Annotated in this window: 15 protein-coding genes; 8 read left to right on the top strand and 7 right to left on the bottom strand. The window is 33.1% G+C overall.

Translation table 11 applies throughout. The annotated features are described in order from the left end of the window. Positions 1 to 17 precede the first annotated feature (17 nt). From rsmG to OEW74_RS06885, 4 genes are all read left to right on the top strand, one after another. A complete protein-coding gene (rsmG, locus tag OEW74_RS06900) occupies positions 18 to 653 on the top strand; it encodes a 16S rRNA (guanine(527)-N(7))-methyltransferase RsmG (RefSeq protein ID WP_265427774.1) in 636 nt (211 codons plus the stop codon). A gap of 61 nt (positions 654 to 714) precedes the next feature. Then, positions 715 to 1,122, top strand: a complete 408-nt coding sequence (locus OEW74_RS06895) for a hypothetical protein (protein WP_265427773.1) — start codon at positions 715 to 717, stop codon at positions 1,120 to 1,122. Beyond that, positions 1,122 to 1,658 (top strand): DUF922 domain-containing protein, encoded by a 537-nt coding sequence (locus OEW74_RS06890; protein WP_265427772.1) that lies wholly within the window; start codon positions 1,122 to 1,124, stop codon positions 1,656 to 1,658. The genes OEW74_RS06895 and OEW74_RS06890 overlap by 1 nt, the downstream gene beginning before the upstream one ends. Further along, positions 1,655 to 4,354, top strand: a complete 2,700-nt coding sequence (locus OEW74_RS06885) for a PD-(D/E)XK nuclease family protein (RefSeq protein WP_265427771.1) — start codon at positions 1,655 to 1,657, stop codon at positions 4,352 to 4,354. Before OEW74_RS06890 ends, OEW74_RS06885 begins: the two co-directional genes overlap by 4 nt. A 98-nt stretch (positions 4,355 to 4,452) precedes the next feature. Here the strand turns inward: OEW74_RS06885 and OEW74_RS06880 are convergent, their stop codons facing one another. From OEW74_RS06880 to OEW74_RS06870, 3 genes are all read right to left on the bottom strand, one after another. Then, positions 4,453 to 5,631 carry an acyl-CoA dehydrogenase family protein gene (locus OEW74_RS06880; RefSeq protein ID WP_265427770.1) on the bottom strand — a complete coding sequence of 393 codons (1,179 nt, stop codon included), beginning with the start codon at positions 5,629 to 5,631 and terminating at the stop codon, positions 4,453 to 4,455. Positions 5,632 to 5,703: 72 nt separating this feature from the next. Beyond that, positions 5,704 to 6,444 carry an NUDIX hydrolase gene (locus tag OEW74_RS06875; RefSeq protein ID WP_066679059.1) on the bottom strand — a complete coding sequence of 247 codons (741 nt, stop codon included), beginning with the start codon at positions 6,442 to 6,444 and terminating at the stop codon, positions 5,704 to 5,706. Between the two features lie 22 nt (positions 6,445 to 6,466). Then, the gene (locus OEW74_RS06870) at positions 6,467 to 7,651 is read right to left on the bottom strand and encodes an MFS transporter (protein WP_265427769.1); all 1,185 of its coding nucleotides are present in this window, start codon (positions 7,649 to 7,651) and stop codon (positions 6,467 to 6,469) included. Between the two features lie 175 nt (positions 7,652 to 7,826). Between OEW74_RS06870 and OEW74_RS06865 the strand changes: the two genes are divergently transcribed. The 4 genes from OEW74_RS06865 to bglX all read left to right on the top strand — a co-directional run bounded on the left by OEW74_RS06865 (position 7,827) and on the right by bglX (position 15,877). Then, positions 7,827 to 10,604 carry a SusC/RagA family TonB-linked outer membrane protein gene (locus OEW74_RS06865; protein WP_265427768.1) on the top strand — a complete coding sequence of 926 codons (2,778 nt, stop codon included), beginning with the start codon at positions 7,827 to 7,829 and terminating at the stop codon, positions 10,602 to 10,604. An 11-nt stretch (positions 10,605 to 10,615) separates the two neighbouring features. Continuing rightward, positions 10,616 to 12,079, top strand: a complete 1,464-nt coding sequence (locus OEW74_RS06860) for a RagB/SusD family nutrient uptake outer membrane protein (RefSeq protein ID WP_265427767.1) — start codon at positions 10,616 to 10,618, stop codon at positions 12,077 to 12,079. A gap of 2 nt (positions 12,080 to 12,081) precedes the next feature. Then, positions 12,082 to 13,512, top strand: coding sequence for a glycoside hydrolase family 30 protein (locus OEW74_RS06855; RefSeq protein WP_265427766.1), 1,431 nt, complete (start codon positions 12,082 to 12,084; stop codon positions 13,510 to 13,512). A 142-nt stretch (positions 13,513 to 13,654) separates the two neighbouring features. Continuing rightward, complete coding sequence (bglX, locus tag OEW74_RS06850; protein WP_265427765.1) at positions 13,655 to 15,877, top strand: beta-glucosidase BglX; 2,223 nt, start codon at positions 13,655 to 13,657, stop codon at positions 15,875 to 15,877. A 377-nt stretch (positions 15,878 to 16,254) separates the two neighbouring features. Here the strand turns inward: bglX and OEW74_RS06845 are convergent, their stop codons facing one another. The 4 genes from OEW74_RS06845 to OEW74_RS06830 all read right to left on the bottom strand — a co-directional run bounded on the left by OEW74_RS06845 (position 16,255) and on the right by OEW74_RS06830 (position 19,361). Beyond that, complete coding sequence (locus OEW74_RS06845) at positions 16,255 to 17,064, bottom strand: enoyl-ACP reductase FabI (protein WP_265427764.1); 810 nt, start codon at positions 17,062 to 17,064, stop codon at positions 16,255 to 16,257. A gap of 123 nt (positions 17,065 to 17,187) precedes the next feature. Continuing rightward, positions 17,188 to 17,487, bottom strand: a complete 300-nt coding sequence (locus tag OEW74_RS06840) for a hypothetical protein (protein WP_265427763.1) — start codon at positions 17,485 to 17,487, stop codon at positions 17,188 to 17,190. A gap of 169 nt (positions 17,488 to 17,656) precedes the next feature. Continuing rightward, positions 17,657 to 18,511, bottom strand: a complete 855-nt coding sequence (locus tag OEW74_RS06835; protein ID WP_074228518.1) for a nucleoside phosphorylase — start codon at positions 18,509 to 18,511, stop codon at positions 17,657 to 17,659. Between the two features lie 526 nt (positions 18,512 to 19,037). Continuing rightward, positions 19,038 to 19,361: a translation initiation factor gene (locus OEW74_RS06830; RefSeq protein WP_066679018.1), complete on the bottom strand. Its 324-nt coding sequence runs from the start codon at positions 19,359 to 19,361 to the stop codon at positions 19,038 to 19,040. Positions 19,362 to 19,535 lie beyond the last annotated feature (174 nt).

The following is a 19,535-nucleotide window of genomic DNA, read 5'->3' as shown; positions in this document are numbered from 1 at the left end:
CCTTTAGAATTACTTTTATGTCGATAGCAATCATTCAAAAATACTTTCCGGATCTTACAGAAAAACAAATTGAGCAGTTTACAAAGCTCGAAAATCTGTATGGAGAATGGAACGAAAAAATCAACGTTATTTCCCGAAAAGATATGGAATCTCTTTACGAGAAGCACATTCTGCATTCTTTAGGTATCGCAAAAATTATGGAATTCGCTCCCGGAACAAAAGTTTTAGACGTTGGAACAGGTGGTGGTTTTCCAGGAATTCCTTTGGCAATTTTGTTTCCTGAAACTCAGTTTACTTTAATTGATTCAATCGGTAAAAAAATCACGGTGGTAAATGCTGTTGCGGAAGGAATAGGTTTGTCAAATCTTACTGCCATTCATGGAAGAGCAGAAAAAGTAAAAGAAAAATTCCATTTTGTGGTAAGTCGCGCCGTTACTCAGATGCCTGAATTTTTAAGATGGCTGAAAGGGAAATTTGAAAAAGAACAGTTCAATGCAAAACATAACGGCGTTTTATATCTAAAAGGCGGAGATCTAGCCGAAGAACTCGCAGGACTAAAATGTGAACTTTTCAGTCTTAAAAACTATTTTGATGAAGAGTTTTTCGATACTAAAAAAGTGGTTTATCTTTCAAAAGGTAATTTTAATTCATAAGATAATATTTTTGGAATTTATTTCGTTAAATTTATACTTCCAAACCATCAAATCCGATGTCATGAAATCTCTATTGAAAATAAGTTTTGCTGCGGCAGTTTTAGGTCTTTTTTTTACTTCCTGTAAAGATGATGATGATTATCAAACGATAGAATCTGTAGATAAAGTAAAGATCGACAGTGTAAAAATTGTGAATGATACGATGAGCGTATTTTCGGTTCAGAGTATTCGAACGTATTCAACGTACGATACAGGATGTCAAGGGTTTTACGGATACGACTATATTCATACCGGAGAATTTGATAGAGACATTACTGCTTATCAGTATTTTACAAGTGGTAATTGTACTCAGGCAAAACATAAATCGGCAAGCCAGATTAATTTTAGCCCGCAGAAAAAAGGAAATTATACATTCAAATTCTGGAATGGCAATAATAACTGGATTACGAAAACAATTGTAGTGGAATAATGAAGTGTTTTTTAATCGTTTTTTTATTGATTTTCAACGTTGTATCGGCTCAGAATATCAACTGGAGCGAAAATCAGAAACTGGTTTGGGATAATTTTAAGAGCAAAACCAATAATCTGGGTGGTGCAACGGTTGTAGCTTATACTCATTGCGGTTGGGAGTTTTCGGCAACTACATCGAGCGATCCCAAAGTTCCTGTGAAAATAAATATTCAGACGGTTTTTAATGAAAATAAATCATGGAAAGACCCTAAAAGGATCAATGATCATGTATTGCTTCATGAGCAGAAACACTTTGATATTGCAGAAATTCACGCCAGAAAACTTAGAAAAGAAGTTTCAGAAAAAATAAAAACCACAGCCGATTACAATAAGTTTTTCAAAACAATTTATGCTAAAATTTCTTCTGATTACAAAAGCTTTCAGGCTGACTATGATCGTGTAACCGAACATGGTATGAATAAAGAAAAGCAGGCAGAATATAATATTTTAATTAGTGAAGAACTCGAAAAACTAAAAAACTATCAGAAAATTTGAAATTTCTAAACAAAATTATCGATGAATTATTAATTCAAAACACTGATTTATCGCAATTTAACATTGTTCTTCCCGGTAAAAGACCCATTGTTTTTATACGTCAGATTTTAGAAGAAAATAATTACTCAGGATTTCTTCCCAATTTTTATACGATTGAAGAACTGATCATCAATATTGTAGATCAACAGACGATTCAGGGGATTTCTCTGTGGCTTTTTGCATTTGATGTTTATAAAGGTTTAAATCTTATTCCAAACGACGATTTTTCTGAATTTTTAAAATGGTTTCCTACGCTTCAGAAAGATTGGGACGATATTTTAAAATTTTCAGATTCTGATGAAGCCGTTTTACAATATATGTTTGATGAAGAACGTATTAAAGAATGGGCGCAGGATTTGGGTGACGACGATGAAGTTCCACGAAAAAAATTCCTGAATTTTTGGCGTAATATGAATATCTTTCTTCCTGTTTTAAAGGAAAAATTAAAAGAAAAAAACTGGGCAACTCCGGGAATGATTCACGAATCTGCCAAAGCAAAAATAGGAGAGTTTGCAAAAAACAATACCGAAAATTTTGTTTTTTGTGGCTTTAATGCATTCACTCCGGTTGAAGAAAAACTGGTGAGAGGTCTTTTACAATGGAACAAAGCGCAGTGTTTTTTTCAGGGAGATAAATATTATTTTGATGACGAAAGACAAGAGGCCGGAAAGTTTCTCAGAAATCATAAAATGTGGAAAGAATTTGATGATAACCGAGCTTTCAATTGGATTGAAGATGATTTTAACCAGCCTAAAAACATTAAAGTCTACGAAGTTTCAGGTAATGTAACGCAAACCAAAATTTTACCTGAATTATTTAAAAATATTAATAACAAAACATTTACGAATACGGCGGTTGTTTTACTTGATGAAAACCTTCTTCCAGCAAGTCTTGATGTAATGCATGAAGTTGAAAATCTCAATATTACGATGGGTTTTCCGCTGAAAAACCTTTCTTTTTCGAATGCCGTAAAACAGCTTTTTTATCTCCAAAAACAGCTTGAAAAAAGCAAATCTTCATATTATTATCGTGATGTTTATCCAATTCTTGAAGAACTTCCGAAATCTGATGATGACGAAAATATTATCAATAATTTTAAGTCTAAAATTGAAGAAAGAAACATCGTCTATATTTCTCAGAAGCTTTTGACTGAGCTTTTGGGCAATCTTTCGTATTTTAATTTGCTTCAGAAATCAAATTCTGTTTATCAGTTTTTAGATGATCTTATAGCATTTTGCAAAAAGATTAAATGGTTAAAACTGGATGATATTCAATATGAAAACGTTTCTCATTTTGAAAATGCATTTAGAATTATTAAAAACCAGATTACACCTTATGGTTTTAGAATTAATATAGAAACACTTGAAATTCTGATTAATCAGCATATTAATTCAGAAAGCATCGATTTTCAGGGCGAACCATTGAAAGGACTTCAGGTAATGGGACTTTTGGAAACCCGTCTTTTAAATTTTGAAAATGTAATTCTATTATCAGTTAATGAAGGCAAATTACCGCTTGGAAACTCGCAAAACACTTACATTCCTTTCGATATAAGAAGATATTTTGACTTACATACTTTCCTTGAAAACGATAGCATTTATGCGTATCACTTTTACCGTTTAATACAAGATGCACAAAATGTACATTTGCTTTTCAATGCTTTAAGTTCTGGTGTAAATACGGGAGAAAAGAGCAGATTTATTACTCAGATCGAAATGGAAAGTTCTCATCACATTGAGCATGTTATTGTTGAGAATTCTTCAGAACCTATTTTAAGTCAGCCCATCGAAATTTTTAAAACGGATATTGTTCAGCAACAACTTTTAAAATGGAAAGAAAAAGTGTCGGCATCGCATTTGACAAGTTACCTCTATAATCCGATTGATTTTTATCTTTCAAAGATTTTAAATACCTCTGAAGCAGATGAAATTGAAGAAGAATTATCGATTAGAAATTACGGGAATTTAGTTCATTACACACTTCAAGAAGTTTATGAAGTATTAAAAGGTAAAGTTTTAAAATTAAATGACTTACAAAATTCAATTAAACGAATAGATGAATTTATAAATATTGCAATTGAGAAGCTAAAACATCAGCCTGAATTTTACAATAAAGGGATGAATTACATCCATAAAGCCATTGCTAAAAAAGTAATTGAGAATATTCTAAACCATGATTTAGAATTGATAAAAGCGGGTAATTCTTTAGAAATAATTGATATTGAAAGAAGGTTTGAAGGCGTAGATTTTTATCTGAATGAAGACAAATCTGACAAGGTTTCTTTCTTTGGTTTCATTGACCGGATTGACCGATTAAACGGAACGGTTAGAATTATCGATTATAAAACAGCAAAAACCAAAAATCTTACCGTAAAGATTGATGAATTAAACAAGTCAGATTATTTCCAAAGCAGTGACAGAAAACAGGCAATGCAGCTTTGTTTATATCAATATGTAATTCAAAGTTTACCTGAATTTTGGGGATTTCCCATAGAAACTGGGATTTGGAGTTTTGCGGACGCTAAAAAAGGAGTAGTTTCGTTGGAATTTGCTCAGGGAAGTCTTGATGATGCAATGGTTTCTATTCAAAATTTAATACATGAAATTCTGAATCCTGAAATAAGTTTCCTAGAAAATGTTAAGAATTATAATTATTAGCTTGATTGGAAATAATAATACTGGAAATTAATTTTCAATCAATAATAAACCTAACAGGTTTTTAAAACCTGTTAGGTTTGAGAAGATATTATTTTAGCCTAAAAAGCGTTAATTCCTGTAATATCAAGACCTGTGATCAACAAGTGAACATCGTGTGTTCCTTCGTAAGTAATTACCGATTCTAAATTGGCAGCGTGACGCATCATCGGGAATTCGCCCATAATTCCCATTCCACCAAGAATTTGTCGTGATTCTCTTGCAATATCAATCGCCATTTTTACATTATTTCTTTTTGCCATAGAAATCTGAGCCGGACTTGCTTTATGATCGTTTTTCAAGTTGCCTAATTGTAAACAAAGTAGCTGAGCTTTTGTGATTTCCGTTAAAAATTCAGCTAATTTTTTCTGTTGTAATTGGTAAGAACCAATTGGTTTACCAAACTGTTTTCTTTCTTTAGAATACTGAACAGCAGTACAATAACAGTCGATTGCTGCACCAATCACGCCCCAAGAAATTCCGTATCTCGCAGAATTTAGACAAGACAAAGGTCCTTTTAATCCTGTAACATTTGGCAATAAGTTTTCTTTCGGAACTTTCACATCATTAAATACTAATTCGCCTGTTTTAGAAGCTCTTAAGCTCCATTTATTGTGAGTTTCGGGAGTGGTAAAACCTTCCATTCCTCTTTCAACGATTAATCCCTGTACTTTTCCTTCTTCATTTTTAGCCCAAACAACCGCAATGTCGCATAACGGAGAATTGGTAATCCACATTTTGGCACCATTTAAAAGATAATGATCTCCCATATCTTTAAAATAAGTTTCCATAGAACTTGGATCTGAACCGTGATTCGGCTCAGTAAGACCGAAAGATCCGATCATTTCACCGGAAGCTAGCTTTGGTAAGTATTTTCTTTTTTGTTCTTCAGAACCGAATTCATTAATCGGAAACATTACCAAAGAACTTTGTACAGATGCCGCAGAACGCACTGCAGAATCTCCTCTTTCCAATTCCTGCATAATTAAACCGTAAGAAATCTGATCAAGGCCAGAACCACCGTATTCTTCAGGGATGTAAGGTCCTAAAGCTCCGATTTTCCCCAATTCTCTCATTAAATTTGGTAAATCGGTATGATTTTGAGCTGCCTGATCAATATTTGGCATTACAAAACTTTCAACCCAATCTCTTACAGATTGACGGATAAGCTTGTGTTCTTCGGTAAGTAAAGCATCAATTCCATAATAATCAGGAATGCTTGTAAGAGGATAATATGACATGTAATTTAATTTCTCTAAAAATAAGATTTTTTCGGAATGCTGAAAAGAAAACTTCTTTAAAGAGAAAAAAAACTATTTTTTGATGAATTTATAGAGATAAGGTGCTTTATTTGCTGAACCGTCGAATAATTTCTCCATTCTTTCCAAAGAATTAGTACTTAATATTTTACGCTGAAAATTATTTCGTCTGAATTTTTCACCCAAAATAGTTTCATACAATGATTGTAAATCTTTCATCGTGAATTTTTCGGGCAACAAATTGCTTGCTGCAACCTGAGTATCGATGTTTTTTCGCAAATATTCCAACCCTTCAGCAATTACTCTGTCGTGATCAAATGCCATTTGTGGAAGTTTATTTACCTCAAACCATGCACAAGATTCGTTAAAAGCATCAGGAAAAGTATTTGCCATTGTAAAATCTATTAAACTGCAATAACCAACTGTGATAAATCTTTGTAAAATCCAGTGATCCTTAGGAACATCTAAACCTTTGTTGTTAATTAACGTTTTGTGGACGTTATTTTCGGTTCTGTTGAGTCTTCCAAAAGTATGAAACTGTTCCAAAAATAAACCTTTAAGATGCGTTCTTTCATACAAAACACGATCTGCTGCTTCTCTTAAATCTTCATCAATAAAAACAAAACCACCGGGAAGAGAGTACAAATTAAGGTCGTGGTATTTTAATAGCAGAACTTTCAGGATGTTATCATGAAACCCGAAAATAGTACAATCGACGGATACATTGGGGATAAGATCTTTACTATCAATAAGTTCTTTTAAGGTCTCTATGTTTTTATTGTGATCAGTTTTCATGGGGTAAAAATAAAATTATTTTTTAAATTTTATTAGCACTAAGTTTAAAATAAGAATATGCTAAAACGGAAACCATAATAACGGCTCCCAAAATATATAAGGAATAATAAGTAAGCATTTGATTTTTAAACAGTACCGAAATTGAAATTGAATTGATTGAGCTGCTTATTGAAGATACACTAACTATTAAAGAAGTAAAAGCATTGATTTTATCCTTGTCAATTTTTGCAATCATTTTTGAGTTAATTACCGGATAGAGTGGTGCGAGAAACAAACCGATGATTGGAAAAAGGAACAACAAAACCTTCGCATTTTCACTAAAATAAAACTGAATGCCTGAAATGATAACCAATAAAATGATAATCATCAACACACACATCATAAAATATTTTGACAAAGGAAATCGCTGAATAATCTTTGAAGTAATTGCTCTTCCTGTATAAGAAAAGAGTGCCAAAAACGAAGATGCCTGAAGCGCAAAGAAAGAATTAACTTTTAAATGATCTTTATAAAATGCAGGAAGCCAGGAATTAAAACTCTGTTCGATAAAAATAATAAAAAAACTTACTGCAAAAAAAAGTATAAAAGTTGTTTTCCCAAATCCTGATAAATCAGGGAAAATTCTCGTGCTTTTATTTTGCGGTTCGGCAATTTTAACTTTCGTAAAAAGATAAACGGTAAAAAAGGAAATCAGAGAAATAGACATAAAGCCAAATTTCCAATATTCACCAAACTGGCTGGAAATTAACCATCCAAAACCTGTATTCACCGTAAAAATACCAATCATAAAAGAAGCCTCAACGCTATTCATGGTTTTAGCTAATGATTTTTCTTCGGTCATATTATTTCGGATAATACCATAAACACAAATTTTTCCTATCGCAAAACAAGTTCCGATAATGGCAAACCATAATTTGAAAAACCAAAAAACTTCGACAAAAGGTAAGAATAAAGAACAGATTCCGACAAGCATTAAAGCAAACACCAATGATTTTTTCGTTCCGAACCTGCTGATAAAATTAACTGCAAAAAGAGAAAATATCGCAATTGGTAAATCTTTAAATGACTCTAAAAAACCAAGCTTATCATAGGTTATTTTCTGCTCTGATAACTGTAAAATAACAATCCCCATACAATTTAAAACCATTGAAAAAACAAGGAAAGTAAGTTTCAGTGGAAGTGAAATATTTGGTTGTTTAGTGGTCATTTTGGGAATTTATATCAGCCAAATTTTAACAAATAATCAAATATTTATTAAATCAACAGCCTTTGATTGCCCAAAAATAGTGGAAATATTAAAATAATTATTAAAAAAATGTTAATTAATAAAAAAAAGATATATTTTTATTGTCTCAATTTGAGAATTAAAAACTTAACTATATATGAATGTAAAAATATCAAGAAGCTTGGGGATTATTGCCGCTCTTTATTTTACGGCAAATTTCAATGCACAGACTACACCGCGCGATACTGTTTCAAAGGAGCAGAAGATTGAGGAAGTTGTAGTTATTGGGTATGGTTCAGTAAAAAAATCAAACCTTACGAGTGCGGTGTCTACCGTAAAATCTGAAACATTTGACGACAGACCTATTTATAATGTAGGTCAGGCTTTGCAAGGAAATGCTGCAGGGGTGAATGTGATACAGTCTTCAGGTAAACCGGGAGCTGCAATTGATGTGAAGATTAGAGGAAACAATTCAATTTCATCAAGTGTAAATCCGCTTTATGTAGTAGATGGAATTCAAACTTTTGACATCAGTGGAATTAATCCTGATGATATTACCGATATGACGATTCTGAAAGATGCTACTTCTGCAGCAATCTACGGAATTAACGGTTCTTCAGGAGTTGTAATTGTTACGACAAAGAGAGGAAAAGCCAATAAACCGCAATTGGCATTCAATGCATATTGGGGAATGTCTAAAACGGTAAACAATATTGATGTTTTAAATTTAGACCAATACAAAACGTTGATGGCGGAAATTAATCCGTCTTTTCTTACGACAATTAACAATCCGAGATATGAAGGCATTAATACCAATTGGAGAGATGAGGTTTTCAGAACAGGCTTTGATCAAAACTATAATGTAAATTATTCTTTTGGAAACGAAAAAGTAAGAGCTTACTCTGCATTGGGATATCAGGGAATTGATGGGATTATTGATCCTGCAAGATTTGAAAGAATTTCAGCTAAGTTGAATTTGGATGCAAAAATCACCAATTGGTTGAAACTTACCGGTAATTTCAATTATATCAATACAGGTTTAAAAAATACAAACGATAATTTAGGAACTTCGAGAGGAGGAGTTATTTTAAGTGCTTTAAACACACCTTCTTTTCTGCCAATTTATGGTAATCAGCTAAAAGTAAGAGATAAAGATGCTTCCGGAAATTTCATTGATGGTTATAAAGACGGACAATTTGCTTTAAACCCTTTTCAATCTTCTTGGGAAAACCCGGTAGCTTACCAATCCCGAAAAAATGAAACTCAGACGCAACGTTTTATGAGTAATTTAGGATTGGAAGTTAATATACTTAAAAATTTGGTTTGGAAACCAACGGTTTCATTCGATTTAATTGATGTTACGAATGATCAGTTTACGGATGGTTATCAGACAAGTTATGGAAGACAACAAAAAGGTATTGGTGGTAAATATTCATCGACTTATCAGGATATGAACTTTGAAAATACTTTAACCTACACTTTAAAATCTGGATCGCACGATTTATCATTGTTGGGAGGTTTTCAGGTTCACGAAAAAAGAAACTCATGGCATAATTTTTCAGGAAACAATTTTGCTGATGGGACAATAGCTTTTGATTATAATTCAGCAATCGATAATAAACGTGAAACACTTGTAAAAGAACATTCAAGAGATTTATCGTTTTTTGGAAGGGCATTGTATACCTATAATAATAAATATACAATCATGGGAGTTTTCAGGTATAATGGAAGTTCATCACTAGCACCAGGTAATAAATGGGGATTCTTCCCAGGAGTTTCGGGTGCATGGACAGTTTCAAATGAAGATTTCATGGCAGACAACAGAATTTTCTCAGAATTAAAACTTAGAGGAGGATGGGGACAAACCGGTAATATATCGGGAATTCCTCCATATTCTCATTTAAATTTGGAGAGAATGACACAGCTTGGTGCTTCAGGAACACCTTATTGGTATCAATGGAATAGTGCAGATTTGAGCTGGGAGGTTACTAGTGATACCAATCTGGGGGTAGATTTTGGTTTTCTTAACAACAGAATAAAGTTAAGTGTAGATGTTTACCAAAGAAAAACAGATAATTTGATTATTCCAATTTCTATGGGACCTACAGTTCCAAACATCCTTAAAAATGTTGGAAGTATGGAAAATAAAGGTTTAGAATTAGGATTAAATACTCAAAACTTTAAAGGAGAGTTTACTTGGAATACAAACTTTAATATTTCTTTCACTAAAAATCAAATTAACAGCTTGAAATATCAGCCTAATCTTGATAAAGCTTATATAGAAACGGTTGGATCCTATTTAACAAGATTTACACCAGGTCAGCCAATCAGTTCATTCTATGGGTATCAGGTAAGTCATGTTGATTCTCAAACTGGTGATTTGGTTTATAAAGACAATAATGGAAATGGCATTTTTGACCCAAATGACAGAGCAATCATTGGAAATCCAAATCCAGATTTTTCTTTTGGTTTCAGTAATAATTTTTCATATAAAAATTGGTATTTAGATGTCTTAATCACAGGATCTTATGGAGCAGAAATCTATAACGCTTCAAGATTTGATTTGGAAATGATGAATGATTTCAAAAATCAATCAACTGTAGTTTTAGACCGATGGACGACTCCGGGACAAATTACAAATACTCCAAGAGCTAATTCTGCAAGCTCACAATATGCTTCTGACCGATTTGTTGAAGATGGTTCTTTCTTAAAACTTAAAAGTGCAACATTAGGTTACAATTTCTTGAGTCCATTCAAAGGGGTGAGTAAAATCAACTTATATGTAACTGGGCAAAATCTTTTAACCTGGACAGATTATACAGGTTTCGATCCTGAAGTGAATGCTTTTAATACAACAAACGGTGTATCTGGAGTTGATTACGGAACTTATCCTCAGGTGAGAACATTTATTTTCGGTCTTAAAGCTAACTTTTAATTTAAACTCTTATGAAATTCAATAAAACAATATATTATTTTTTGCTTGGTACTACTTTAACAATAGGAATTACCTCTTGTAGTGATTATCTAGATACTGAGCCCATTACTGATAAGATCATTCCACTTACCGATGCACCCTACACCACGGCGGGAGAGGCTGAAAGTTTAATGACAGCTATCTACGTAGATTTAGGGAATGAATATTGGCAACTGGATTATTTCTTCAATGGTGATGCACAAACAGAAATTGCACATGCAGGAAGTGATAATGTTCAAAATTTTCAAATGGATGAGTATAGAATTATCGCAACAAATTCAAACGTCAACAGAGACTGGAATTACTTATTTACTTTTATTAATAATTGTAATAAAATTTTAAATTATGTAGATAACATTCCTGATCCTAGTCTTACAAGTTCAAGAAAAGCTGAAATGAAAGCTGAGGCTGCGATTATGCGAGCAATGTATAATTTCCATGGAGTACAGCTTTGGGGAGATTTTCCTTTGGTTACAAAAGCCGTAATCGGTGTAAATGACGAAAATTTTGATGAGGTTTATGAACAGGTTTATCCAACAAGAAAACCTATAAATGAAGTTTACGCTTTAATTATCTCAGATTTAGAAGGAGCTTTAGCAAACGCACCTGCAAGTTCAAATAAATACAGAGCAACAAGAGGTTTAGCTTTATCTTTATTGGCAAAAGTTTACGCAACAAAACCAAATCCTGATTATGCAAAAGTAATTGATTATACAACCCAATTAATGGGACAAGGATACTCATTACTTCCGGTTTACGATCAGCTTTTTGATGGAAACCACGAAGCGAATGCAGAATCTATTTTCGAGTCAAACGGAAATGCAGGGAATCTTTGGGCATGGGGATCTTCAATGTTTTACGGAACAGACTGGAAGAAATTTAACACACCTTCTTACGACATTGTAAATACTTTCAACACGGAAGGTGATAATGTAAGAAAAAATTCAAGTGTATGGTTTTCTCCGACTACGGTAAGCTGGTCAGATAATTTCTGGCAAAGCAATAATTTCCCTTTCATGTATAAAATGAGAATTACTTCAGGACATCAGAATTTTTATGTGATGAGGTATGCAGATTTGTTACTAATCAGAGCTGAAGCTTTAGTTCGTCAGGGAAATTTTACCGATGCTGCAACTCTGGTCAACCAAGTGAGAGCAAGAGCTAGCTCAAGTTTAACTCCTATCACAATTGCTAATACAGATGATGGAATCAATAAAATTCTTAAAGAAAGAAAATTAGAATTAGCATTCGAAGGTCACCGTTGGTTTGATTTGAAGAGAACAGGAAAAGCAATTTCTATACTTTCACAGCAAAGAGATGCTAACGGAAACCTTTTGCCTTATGTAAATAATTTAAATCAAAACAGACTATTGTGGCCAATTCCACAGACTCAATTGGATAATAACCCGAATTTAACCCAAAACCCAGGTTACTAAATATGGTAAACAAAATTTCATATAGTTTCTTTTTAAAAAGTACTGCACTGCTATTTAGCGGTGTGGTACTTTTGCCTTTATCTTCGTGTAAATCTGTAGCAAATACAGATAAGAAAGTCCAAATCTGGATGACGAAAGGTGATGAAAGTGTAAAATTACAGCAACAAAATGCATTAACTTTTGTAAATACTTCTAATAACTTTCAGAATATTGAAATTAACGACTCTCAGAAGTTTCAATATATTGATGGTTTTGGGTATACATTAACCGGCGGAAGTGTTGAAGTAATCAATCGTCTTTCTCCTTCAAAAAGAAAAGCACTTTTAAACGAACTTTTTGGAAATGACAAGAACTCAATTTCAATAAGTTATTTAAGATTAAGTATTGGTGCATCTGATCTCGATGGTGAAGTTTTTTCTTATGACGATTTGCCAGAAGGTCAAACTGATCCTTCTCTTTCTAAATTCAGTTTGGCAAGAGATAAAGACCTAATTTCAATGCTAAAAGAAATTTTAGCAATCAATCCTAAAATAAAAATCATCGCAGCACCTTGGTCGCCACCGGTTTGGATGAAAGATAACGGTAAATCGATTGGTGGAAGCTTAAAAACTGAATATTATGATGTTTACGCAAAATATTTCGTAAAATATATTCAGGGAATGCAGAAAGAGGGAATTACAATTGATGCAATTACTCCTCAAAACGAACCTTTACATCCGGGAAATAATCCAAGTTTACTTATGGTTTCCGATCAACAGAGAGATTTTATTAAGCAAAGTTTAGGTCCTATTTTTAAATCAAATAATATTAAAACCAAAATCGTTGTTTACGATCACAATTGTAACAAACCGGAATATGCCATTAATATTTTAAATGATCCTGAAGCCAATCAATATATCGATGGTTCGGCTTTCCATCTGTATGAAGGAGATATTTCCGCTTTAAGTACGGTTCACAACGCTCATCCCAATAAAAACCTTTATTTTACAGAGCAATGGACAGGTGCAAAAGGAACTTTTAATGAAGATCTAAACTGGCATACCAGAAATGTTGTCATCGGATCGATGAGAAACTGGAGTAAAATTGCTTTAGAATGGAATCTTGCGAATGATCCCCAATATAAACCTCATACTCCGGGAGGATGTACAGAATGTAAAGGAGCGATTACGGTTTCAGACAGTGAAAATTTCACAAGAAATGTTGCGTATTATATTATTGCTCATGCTTCAAAATTTGTTCCGGCAAATTCTCAGAGAATAGCTTCTACACAAACAGAAAACTTGGCTACCGTTGCTTTCAAAACTCCGGAAGGGAAAACGGTTTTGATTGTTCAGAACAATAATAAGTCAGATGAAAGTTTCAATATAAAATATAATCAGAAAACAGCTCCCGTTACAATTACCGGAAGTTCTGTAGCAACTTATATTTTTTAAGTTAGTGTTATTATTGATTGGTAAAACTTCGTTTTTCTTTGCTAAGTAAAACATTTTAGCAAACTTGAAGAATTCAGCAACATTATTCATAAGAAAATCTTTGCGAACTTTACATTTAGAAACATACCAAAACTAATTATAAATGAAGAAGATATATTTCATATTAGCATTTACAGCATTCGGATTCAACGCTTTCGGACAAAAAACGGTCGATCAGAAAGTTTCCGAGTTGTTATCAAAAATGACGTTGGAAGAAAAAGTAGGACAACTCGTTCAATACAGTGGTTTTGAATATGCAACGGGTCCGCAAAACTCAAATTCTGCGACGGTTTTAGAAGAAATAAAAAAAGGAAAAGTTGGTTCTATGCTCAATGTTGCAGGAGCAGAAGAAACGAAAAAATTTCAAGAATTAGCTTTAAAATCAAGGTTAAGAATTCCATTATTGTTTGGTCAAGACGTCATTCATGGCTACAGAACAACATTTCCCGTGAATTTAGGACAAGCAGCGAGTTGGGATTTAAAATTAATTGAAAAATCAGAACGAATTGCAGCCACAGAAGCCTCAGCTTACGGAATTCACTGGACTTTTGCACCAATGATTGACATTGCAAGAGATCCGAGATGGGGAAGAGTGATGGAAGGTTCGGGTGAAGATACCTACTTGGGAATGCAAATTGGTTTGGCAAGAATCAAAGGTTTTCAGGGGAAAGGTCTTGGAAATCTTGACGCCATTATGGCCTGTGCGAAACATTTCGCAGCATACGGAGCGGCTGTTGGCGGAAGAGATTATAATTCTGTGGATATGAGTTTAAGGCAATTACACGAAACTTATTTACCTCCTTTCAAAGCTGCTGCAGAAGCGGGAGTCGCAACTTTCATGAACTCTTTTAATGACATTAATGGAATTCCGGCAACAGCAAACAAATATATTTTAAGAAATCTTTTAAAAGACCAATGGAATTATAAAGGTTTTGTGGTTTCAGATTGGGGAAGTATCGGAGAAATGGTTCCTCACGGATATGCCAAAGACAATAAAGAAGCTGCAGAAAAAGCCATGAATGCAGGAACCGATATGGATATGGAAAGTCGTGCTTATATGGCTGAACTTCCAAAATTGGTTAAAGAAGGGAAAGTTGATCCTAGGCTTATTGATGACGCAACGAGAAGAATTTTGGTTAAAAAATTTGAAATGGGATTATTTGATGATCCTTACAGATTTAGTAGTGAAAAGAGGCAGAAAGACCAATTAAACAATCAGGAAAATAGAAAATTCGGGAGAGAATTTGGTTCAAAAAGCATTGTTTTACTTAAAAATGAAAAGAATATTCTTCCGCTTTCAAAATCTATTAAAACGGTGGCTTTAATTGGTCCTTTTGGAAAAGAAACAGTTGCCAATCATGGTTTTTGGTCGATTGCATTTAAAGATGACAATCAGAGAATCGTTACGCAGTTTGATGGAATTAAAAACCAATTAGATAAAAATTCTACTTTATTGTATGCAAAAGGTGCCAATGTTGATGATCACGACAAATCGATGTTTGCAGAAGCTGTAGAAACGGCAAAAAAAGCAGACATTGTGATTATGACTTTAGGTGAAGGTCACGCAATGAGCGGAGAAGCGAAAAGCAGAAGTAATATTCATTTTTCAGGAGTTCAGGAAGAGCTTCTAAAAGAAATTGCTAAAACAGGGAAACCGATTGTTTTAATGATCAATGCAGGAAGACCTTTGGTTTTTGATTGGGCAGCAAATAATATTTCAACGATTATCTATACTTGGTGGTTGGGTACAGAAGCCGGAAATTCTATCGCAGATGTTCTTTTTGGAACGGTAAATCCGGGTGGAAAACTTCCAATGTCTTTTCCTAGAACTGAAGGACAAATTCCTGTTTATTACAATCATTATAACACGGGAAGACCTGCGAAAAATAACACCGACAGAAATTATGTTTCAGCATACATTGATCTTGACAATGATCCGAAATTTCCATTTGGTTATGGTTTAAGTTACACTCAATTTAAATATTCTGAGATGAATTTAAGTTCAATAAATCTTAAAGGAAATCAGACTTTAAATATTAGTGTAAATGTTTCTAATACGGGAAATTACGATGGGGAAGAAGTGGTGCAGTTGTACATCAGAGATTTATTTGGAAAAGTGGTACGACCTGTAAAAGAATTGAAAGGTTTCCAAAAAGTTTTCATTAAAAAAGGAGAAACTAAAACCATCAATTTTACATTAACTCCTGAAAATCTGAAATTCTATGATGATGAATTGAATTATGATTGGGAAGCTGGAGATTTTGATGTCATGATCGGAACAGATTCTCAAAATGTTCAGACCAAAAGAATTAATTGGGAAAAATAAATACTAATTTTCAAAACTAAGAGCGGGATAAAACCCGCTTTTGGTGGTAGAAGACTGAACGTTTTTTGTGAAAATATGAATTGAACACAGCGTTTGTCATTCTGAAAGAAACGTAGTGAATTGAAGAATCTCAACATCATTATTAGAGATTCCTCGTTCCTCGGAATGACAAACTTTTAGAATAACCAGAATTAAGATTTTAATTCAAGAGTTTAATTACACGCATCTTATTAATATTTTTAATTAAAATTCGGCGGAACCTTTGGCTCCGCCGAATTTATTTTTTCAAAAGATCTTTACAAATAACAATCAAAAAAAATCCGAAACAAAACGTTCCGGATTTATATTATTTATTACCAATTAATCATTATTCATGACTATTCAGCATCGTATTTGCTGATTACTTTCTGAGTAACACCAGAGCTGCTGAATCCACCATCATGGAAAAGATTCTGCATCGTTACTTTCTTCGTTAAATCAGAGAAAAGAGTAACGCAATAATCTGCGCATTCAAGAGCCGTAGCATTTCCTAGTGGAGACATATCTTCAGCATATCCTAAGAAACCACCGAAACCTTTCACACCACTTCCTGCAGTAGTTGGAGTAGGAGACTGAGAAACCGTGTTTACACGTACTTTTCTTTCACCCCAATAGTTTCCGAAAGTTCTTGCGATACTTTCCAGATAAGCTTTGTTGTCAGACATATCATTATAATCCGGGAATGTTCTTTGAGCAGCAATATAAGTTAGTGCCAAAATACTTCCCCATTCGTTCATACAGTCTTTTTCGTAAGCCACTCTCATTACTTTGTGGAAAGAAACTGCTGAAATATCCCAACCTTTTTCCAACCAATCATAGTTCATTTCTGTATAATGCTTTCCTTTTCTCACATTGATAGACATACCAATCGAGTGAAGGATGAAGTCGATTTTACCAAATTTTGCAACAGCAGCATCAAAAAGTTTTTCAAGATCTTCGATAGAAGTTGCATCTGCACCGATTACCTCAGAACCTGTTTTTTCTGCTAAACCGTTTAATTCTCCCATTCTAAGAGCGATCGGAGCGTTTGACAGGATAAATTCTGCGCCTTCTTCGTGGCATCTTTCAGCAACTTTCCATGCGATAGATTGTTCATTAAGGGCTCCAAAAATAATTCCCTTCTTGCCTTTAAGTAAACCGTATGACATAATTCTTTAATGTTTATTAATCCCACAAATGTAGCAATAATTTGTGTTTAGAACATAATAAAAAACGAAGCCTTCCTAAAAAGACTCCGTTTTTCTTTGATAATATATAAAAGACTAATAAACTTAGTTCGTTTTTTTGTTCCATTCTGCCTTCACATCTTCTGCTGCATCTTTGGTTTTTTCCCAAGCTTCATTGGCTCCGTCTTTAATATCTTCCCATGTATCTGCTGCATTAGCTTTTACCCTGTCTAGCCAACCTTCATGGTTTGCTTCTTCGTCATTATTCCTTTTTTCGTTAATATAATCTCTGGCTTTATCTGCCAAATCACTGATTTTCCATTTTGCATCGTTTGCTGCATTTCTTAAAGAGTTTTCAGTGTTGTCTACCGCTTTTTCAGCTTTGTTATAATCCTGGTTTTCCATAATGTTAATATTTAAGTGTTATGTTTTTAAAATAGGCAAGAAGTATTCCTAAAAAACAAAATGGTTGTTAAAATTTTCATAATGTTTAATATCTGTCTTTTATAAGCACAAACATGAGATTAATTACAACAAATAAAAAAGGATTTCAAATAATGAAATCCTTTAGATGTTATTTTATGATTCTATCGAGAACCCATTCAATCAAATTCTTTTCAGAAGCATGATGATCAGATGAAAACTCACCACGTCTTCTGTTGGCAATCACATTATTTACGGTAATCGCTTTGTGGCCTAACAATTTTGAGAAAGCATAAATTGCAGATGTTTCCATTTCAAAATTGGTAATTCCTAAGTCATTTAAAGTTTCAAGGAACTTGTCATCCAAAGCTTTTAAACGAAGCTGCCTTCCTTGTGGAGCATAAAATCCAGGAAAAGTGGCCGTATTTCCGTGGTATTTGGCATCTTTATACAATTCACCCAATTCTTCAGACCATTCAGAGAAATAAAGCATTGGCTTAATTTTTTCGTACGGAAATTTTTCAAAGAAATTTTTCGAAAACTCATTTTCAAACTGATAATCCTGATAAAAATGCATTAAACCGTCAAGACCAACTACATTTTGAGTAACCAGCATATTATCAACCTGCACATCAGGATTTACACTTCCGCAAGTTCCCATTCTGAATAGTTCTAATGATTGATGTTCAGATTTAAATTCTTTTTCTTTCAAATCGATATTCACCAAAGCATCAAGCTCGTTCATTACGATATCTATGTTTTCGGTACCGATTCCGGTTGACATTACAGAAATTCTCTCACCACGTAAAGTTCCTGTGTGAGTATAAAATTCTCTTTTATTTTTTTTGATTTCAACCTTATCAAAGTATTTTGAAACTTTTGGAACTCTATCCGGATCGCCTACCAAAATTATTTTATTGGCAATATCTTCCGGCAAAAGGTTAAGATGATACACACTTCCGTCTTCGTTCAGAACCAATTCTGAAGCTGCAAGTTTATTTAGCATAATTATTTTATTAAAAAAGGGAGGTGAAGATAGGAAAATTGTTTTAGAGCCTGTTTAAATTTTATTCAAAAGTTTTTTTATAGGTCTTTTCTCAATTTTCTAAAATAAAATAAAATTTGTTTATTCTTAACTTTAACATTAAGAATTTCAGTGAATTAAGTTAGATTTAATTAAGAAATAAATAAATCGATTTTTATTAAGTTTTTTTAAGCTAAATAATCTTAATTTCTTAATGTTAAAAATATATTCAAAATTTAAACAGGCTCTTAATTAAAGAAGGTCAGTCAAAAGATAATCTTTATTTAATTTAAGATTAAAGTTGAAGTAATATTGAAATCTTAGATTTGCGTTTTAATAATTACACTTTCTCTTTTGCTGTCGTCATTTTCTTTGTCGATGGCAATTTTTATTTGAAATCTTAAAATGAATATTCAAAAAATGTTTAATGATACATTTAAATTTTAAAAATTTGAATAACTTTCTATCAACTATCAACTATCAACTGCAACCTAAAACCTCATATAATCTATCCGCCGACTCTTTTCGTTTTATAACCCATATCTTTTAGAATAGCCATAATCTTATCACGGTTATCACCCTGAATAATAATTGTTCCGTCTTTTTCAGAACCACCGATTCCCAAAGTGGTTTTTATTTTTTTTGAAATCTTTTTCAAATCATCTTCACTTCCTTCCCAACCTTCTACAATCGTTACAGGCTTTCCGTTTCTGCCTTTCTTTTCAAATTTACAAACCAGAGGTTCTTTCTGCTTAAATTCTTCTTCGGGCATTTGAAAATCCTGCTCTTCATGCTCAGGAAAAAGGTTTTTTAGTTGGTCTCTTAAATCCATAAAACAAAATTAAAAATAATATTTATAATTCCGGATAATTTAATTTCAATCATATATCATTTTAAAAATTCTCAAATTACTCACAATCTAATTGTAAATGAAATTTCTCAGTATTCTTCGCTGAGTAGAACGCCTTTGCGAACTTAAAAACTGTCAGTTGTTAAAAATATCTTA

The sequence above is a fragment of the Chryseobacterium sp. YIM B08800 genome (assembly GCF_026163565.1).
GTDB lineage: Bacteria > Bacteroidota > Bacteroidia > Flavobacteriales > Weeksellaceae > Chryseobacterium.
Note: the sequence above shows the minus strand (reverse complement) of the source record. Positions and strands in the feature narration are given on the sequence as shown.